Genomic DNA, 5,054 nt, shown 5'->3' with positions numbered 1-5,054 from the left:
TAACCATTAGCTCGTCACTCTGATGCGTGTAGGTTTGTTTCACCCATTCCAGTAGCAGGGACAGTTCCCACTCAGCCGTCTCACTACTTTTGTCTTCCTCAGGAGTGAGAATGCTAGCGATATGTTCCAAGGGTTTCATTAGCCGCGAAACGGCTGTATAACTAGGTTTTAATTCTTCAATTTTACTGAATATTCCGACAACTTATTGAAGTAAATTAGGTTCTTTTTTTACTCAAGCATCTTTGTAAGGAAGCTTGTATGGCTTGTGCACGTTCATAAATTTTGGTACTCCTAACGCTGATAATCTGCCGTTCTACCTTACGGATTCCAAAGGTAATAAACTGGATACAGGGTCGCCGATCAAGGCGAGCCAGAGGGGGGTAATCGCGTTCATGACGGTGGTCATAAGCTGCCGCAAGAGATGGTATTGCAAGTCAATGTGAATCGCATCGGTGGGACTAAGGGAAGCTGGAAAGGCCAACTTCAAATCGACCAACTGAAGTCATCAACCCCAAGTACCAAGTAATCCGTGCTTTAAAATTTCCAATGAGAAACGTGGACACCTCATGAGTGTCCACGTTTTTTTGTCGCGAATAAATCAATTTTGAACCGGGGTCCCTTTTCATTGGTTTTGAGATTCATAAAGTATGGATTCAGCAATCGGTATGCCGGGACAGCAACCGTCAGTGCTTAGGTAAGAACTTTTATCACTTCAACAACAATCTTAGATTAATAAACTATGCTGCCCTTTAGCTGAGCGCAGGGCTGCCACGCGGCAGCCCTTTCGATGTTGAACTATAGTTCCCCGAGGGAGTTTAATAATCATAATACGGTGTTAACAAAATTTAGTGTATATGTTCAGGGTGACACTTACCTTTATGACAGTACATGTACTAAAAGTGCGTACTTACATATTTATAGTACAATCTTTATACTCAAAGAAGGAAATAGATAAATTTCTATACACCTGGAAATATAGAAATTTAAGAAAGAGGGATAATTATATGTCTAATGCCTGGAAAATTTACTTATTAGCCGCTGTTAGCTTCTTGGTTGGAACATCCGAGTATATCATAGCAGGGATTCTCGATACAGTTGCAAGAGACGTTAATGTCTCCGTCGCTGCTGCTGGTCAGCTCATTACTGTTTTTTCACTCGCCTATGCTTTTGGAACACCTTTCCTTATCGCATTTACAGCACGAATGGAGCAGCGCAAGCTTTTAGTTTATTCACTTGGTGTATTTGTGATTGGAAATATTATCGCCGTAGTTTTACCTGGCTTTGGATTTGTTATAGTCTCACGCGTTATTCTTGCACTAAGCATGGGAGTATTCGTTGTAACCGCCTTTACTGTCGCTACCAAGATGACTCCACCTGATAAACAAGGAAGTGCAATTGCAACACTCCTTATGGGCTTTAGCACCTCGTTGATTATCGGTGTTCCGCTAGGCAGAGTTATTGCTTCCGCTTATGATTGGAGATTAATCTTCGGAGGAATCGGTGCACTTAGTATTCTTGCGATGATCGTTATACTCTTAGTCATCCCACGCTCAAATGGCGATGAATCGGTTCCCTTGCGCAAACAGCTTGCTTTAATTAAGCAACCGAAAATAATTGCAGCCCTAATGATCACTTTCTTCTGGATTTCTGGTTATTCTATTGTCTACACCTACATTTCTCCCTTCCTACTGTCGGTTACAGGGATGAACAGTAAAACAGTCATCATTGCTTTATTCGCTTTCGGGATTGCCAGCTTATTCGGTTCAAAGTTTGGCGGCTATAGTACAGATAAATGGGGATTCCCTCGTACTTTATTTGTCAGTATGGTACTGCATGCAGTAGCCTTAGTTCTACTGTCATTATCAGCCCAATGGCCTGCTATCGTTTTCCTTGTGCTCATATTTTGGGCTCTCTCCGCTTGGTCAACAAGTCCAACTCAGCAATATCACTTAATGACTCTTGCTCCGGCGGCTTCAGGCATTATGCTGAGTATGAATACTTCAGTTTTACAGCTTGCTATGGGTGCTGGTGCAGGAATTGGAGGCGTTGTCGTGGAACAAGCTTCCTTAGCTTCGATTAGCTGGATTGGAGCTGCGGTTGTTGCCATCGCTGCAACAACCGTTATGGTATATTTACGAGTAACCCGCTCCAAAGCTCCACCAGAACTTAGAAAAGATATAGAAGAAACTAATATCTAAAAAAGGTTAGTGCTTAACCAACTGCAAAAGCCAACGCGTACAAAATCGCTCAAGCGATCCAGTTGATTAACCGGCAATACGACCGTCCGCTCGTGATCGAGCAGCTTGCAAAGTCCGTAAACATGAGCACGTCGGCGTTTCATAAACATTTCAAGCTCGTCACTGCGTTGAGCCCTTTGCAATACCAGAAAACGGTGCGTTTGCAAGTAGCACGGCGCTTAATGTTGAAGGAAACCTTGCCCGCCTCCGATGCGACCTTCCGCGTAGGCTAAAAGAGCCCGTCACAGTTTAGCCGGGAGGCTATGCGAGTTAAGCTACTTGAGGCAATAAATCGTGCTGTTTGGCCTCAAGTTCCTCACGCTTATGAAGATACCAAGCGTGGATGGTTGCATTTCGTAAGGCCGCGGGCATGGCAATCACAAGTTGGTTTGCTGTGGGGCCAGGCGGCCGTTTCGACCGGAGTGCCGTCGCCAGCCACATCGAATCCGGCTGTGTCCCCCAGCAAGCCTAAGCTTGTAGAAACAGCAAGAAACTGGGACTGGAAGAAATCAAACAATCGATCCATAGGCTGGATTTTGGCCGTCATACCTTGCTTAAGAATCCGGTCAACAAGTCGTTGTACCTTGCCAGGAGAGGTGGTTGGCGCTTTCTCGCCTTTCTTTTTTCCTTTCTTGGGTTTGCGCTTGCGGGGTAAGACCTTAGGTTTGAGATTGTTATCGTCGGCAGCCCAGAATCGAGAAAGAAAATCATAAAACATACCGACACCGGGAACATCACCGGGATCAAAACCACTAAGAATAGCGTAGAGCAGATATCGCTTCATTTCATTGATCCATTCGGTGATGCCGACTTCCGGCTTGGTCATAAGGAAAAGCAAGTAAGAACGCAGCTTAGAGGCGGGGTCACGAGGTTTAGGACCTTTCGGACTGTAGGAATCCATGAGCATGGTCGTGGCATAGGAAAGGTCGGTAATGAGAAATTTGTAGATGAGATGCCAATCTGCTTTAACGAGGATGGCAGTCGGTGGAGCATAACATTTTTTGAGTAAAGACAAGACCTGTTTCTGAAACGCACTGTGAGAAATTACCGCTGGTTTCAATTGAATCACCCATCTATTGGTAGTAAGGGAAGGAAAGCCCCTTCTGGTGCAATTACTTGGGAATTTTAGAAAAGTCAAGTGAATTTTCGTGTTTTAAAGCACGAAATTGTGAATTTTATTTCCCAGTTCATTGAGCTGAAAAATAAAAAACTTCTACTGAAAAGTAGGAGGGAAGCAAGTTAACGGTTCAAGGAAACCCTTGCACCGTCTACCTCGGCGAATGCCGAGAGGCTATATAAGAAATAAGGAGGACTAATCTTTGAAAACTCTTGTTGTCGTGACACACCCAAGCATAGAAACATCCGTAATTAATAAGCGATGGGTAGAAGAACTCAAAAAATATCCTGAAAAGTATACTGTTCACGAATTGCATAAGGCTTACCCTGATGGAAGCATAGACGTGAAAAAAGAACAAAAATTGGTTGAATCACATGGTAATCTTGTTTTGCAGTTCCCTATATATTGGTTTAATTGTCCGCCTCTCCTTAAAAAATGGCTTGACGATGTTTTAACTTATGGGTGGGCTCATGGTTCAAATGGAGGAGATAAATTAAAGAATCGCAAAGCTGCTTTAGCTGTATCTGCCGGAAGTAAAAAAGAAGATTATAGTGAAGATGGAAGATATCACTATGTACTTGATTATTTATTATCTCCTTTTGAAACTACCTTCCTATACTGCAATGCAAATTATCGTTCGTTCTTTGCGTATTATGGTACGGAAAACGAGCCTGGTGAAAATGTGCCTGATACAGAAAATGAGCCGTCTGTAAGCGAATTGGAAAAAAGCACACTAAATTATTTGAGTTTTCTTGACAATCTGTAATAATTAGCTTTATTAAGACTGCTATAAAAAAGAAGTATTTCCCTGTTCAGGAGATACTTCTTTGTAATATAAACAAAACAACTATGCCTACCGCTGTACAGCTTCCAGAGCTGGCGAACTGTTTTTCTCTCCCCACTCGCACATCATATTTAACAATGGAATGAGAGAAAGACCTCTTTCAGATAATGAATATTCAACTTTTGGAGGTATTTGGGGAAATTCCTTGCGTATGATAAGCCCATCTGCCTCCAGCTCTTTTAACATGATGCTTTGCGTTTTAAAGGAAATGGTACCGATACATCGCTTCAGCTCATTAAACCGCATTACCTTATTTTCAGACAGCCAATACATAATGATCATTTTATATTTACCGCCTATTAAGGACAACGTGTATCCAAAGCCAGTTTCTTTTAGTTTCACGCCAGTTGGAATATAGGTTTCGCGCACAAGTTACACTCTCCTTTTGGTAAGTATATGATATAAATATGCATACTTTATAATACATCATTATGCAATCTTATTGAAAGGATGTAAATCGCTATAAAATTTGATATATCCTAAATTTGAATAAATTTTAGAAACGGAATGGGACCGGAACAATGGCAGCGCGAACGCGGAGGGCGAGTGTTGGCCAAAACAGGAAACGGTTAGTTGAGTAAAGATAACCTTTTTGTTACTTCTTCAGATATTCGATTCACAATGGAGAATGTATCTAAATAACCCTCTATGACAATGTCTGAACTGGGTTTAACTGCCCTTTCCATTTCCAAATAAGCCGACCTTCCCTTAACTAAATAGTTTTTTAACTATGACAGCATAATTAACTAGCTCATAAGTGAATTCCATTTTTGCTCTAAGTCGTTGAGGTAGCCTGCGCTATTGCGATTAAATTTTTTGCGTAATATAACGCTGGTTAAACGCTGATCCCACAATG

At 42.0% G+C, this 5,054-nt stretch carries 4 protein-coding genes and 1 pseudogene; 3 read left to right on the top strand and 2 right to left on the bottom strand.

The genetic code is table 11. The features are described from left to right. Positions 1-1,004 precede the first annotated feature (1,004 nt). Together AC6RNO_RS36390 and AC6RNO_RS36385 are read left to right on the top strand one after the other, a co-directional pair. Positions 1,005-2,198, top strand: a complete 1,194-nt coding sequence (locus tag AC6RNO_RS36390) for an MFS transporter (protein WP_497108417.1) — start codon at positions 1,005-1,007, stop codon at positions 2,196-2,198. Positions 2,199-2,233: 35 nt separating this feature from the next. Next, a pseudogene (locus tag AC6RNO_RS36385) lies at positions 2,234-2,467 on the top strand (helix-turn-helix domain-containing protein); the annotation flags it as partial. Between the two features lie 92 nt (positions 2,468-2,559). On the opposite strand, the gene AC6RNO_RS36380 reads toward AC6RNO_RS36385, so the two are convergent. Next, positions 2,560-3,297 carry a hypothetical protein gene (locus AC6RNO_RS36380; protein ID WP_497108416.1) on the bottom strand — a complete coding sequence of 246 codons (738 nt, stop codon included), beginning with the start codon at positions 3,295-3,297 and terminating at the stop codon, positions 2,560-2,562. Positions 3,298-3,556: 259 nt separating this feature from the next. On the opposite strand from AC6RNO_RS36380, the gene AC6RNO_RS36375 reads away from it, so the two are divergent. Then, a complete protein-coding gene (locus tag AC6RNO_RS36375; RefSeq protein ID WP_497108415.1) occupies positions 3,557-4,120 on the top strand; it encodes an NAD(P)H-dependent oxidoreductase in 564 nt (187 codons plus the stop codon). Positions 4,121-4,207: 87 nt separating this feature from the next. On the opposite strand, the gene AC6RNO_RS36370 is transcribed toward AC6RNO_RS36375, so the two are convergent. Continuing rightward, positions 4,208-4,567, bottom strand: a complete 360-nt coding sequence (locus AC6RNO_RS36370) for a winged helix-turn-helix transcriptional regulator (RefSeq protein ID WP_076235745.1) — start codon at positions 4,565-4,567, stop codon at positions 4,208-4,210. Positions 4,568-5,054: the final 487 nt, after the last annotated feature.

It is taken from the genome of Paenibacillus sp. sgz302190, from assembly GCF_059820445.1.
This window is presented reverse-complemented; position numbering and strand designations above follow the sequence as displayed.

What these genes read in the sequence shown, in the direction of transcription:
- AC6RNO_RS36390 (WP_497108417.1), top strand. Translation starts at nt 1,005, where the DNA reads ATGTCTAATGCCTGGAAAATTTACTTATTAGCCGCTGTTAGCTTCTTG.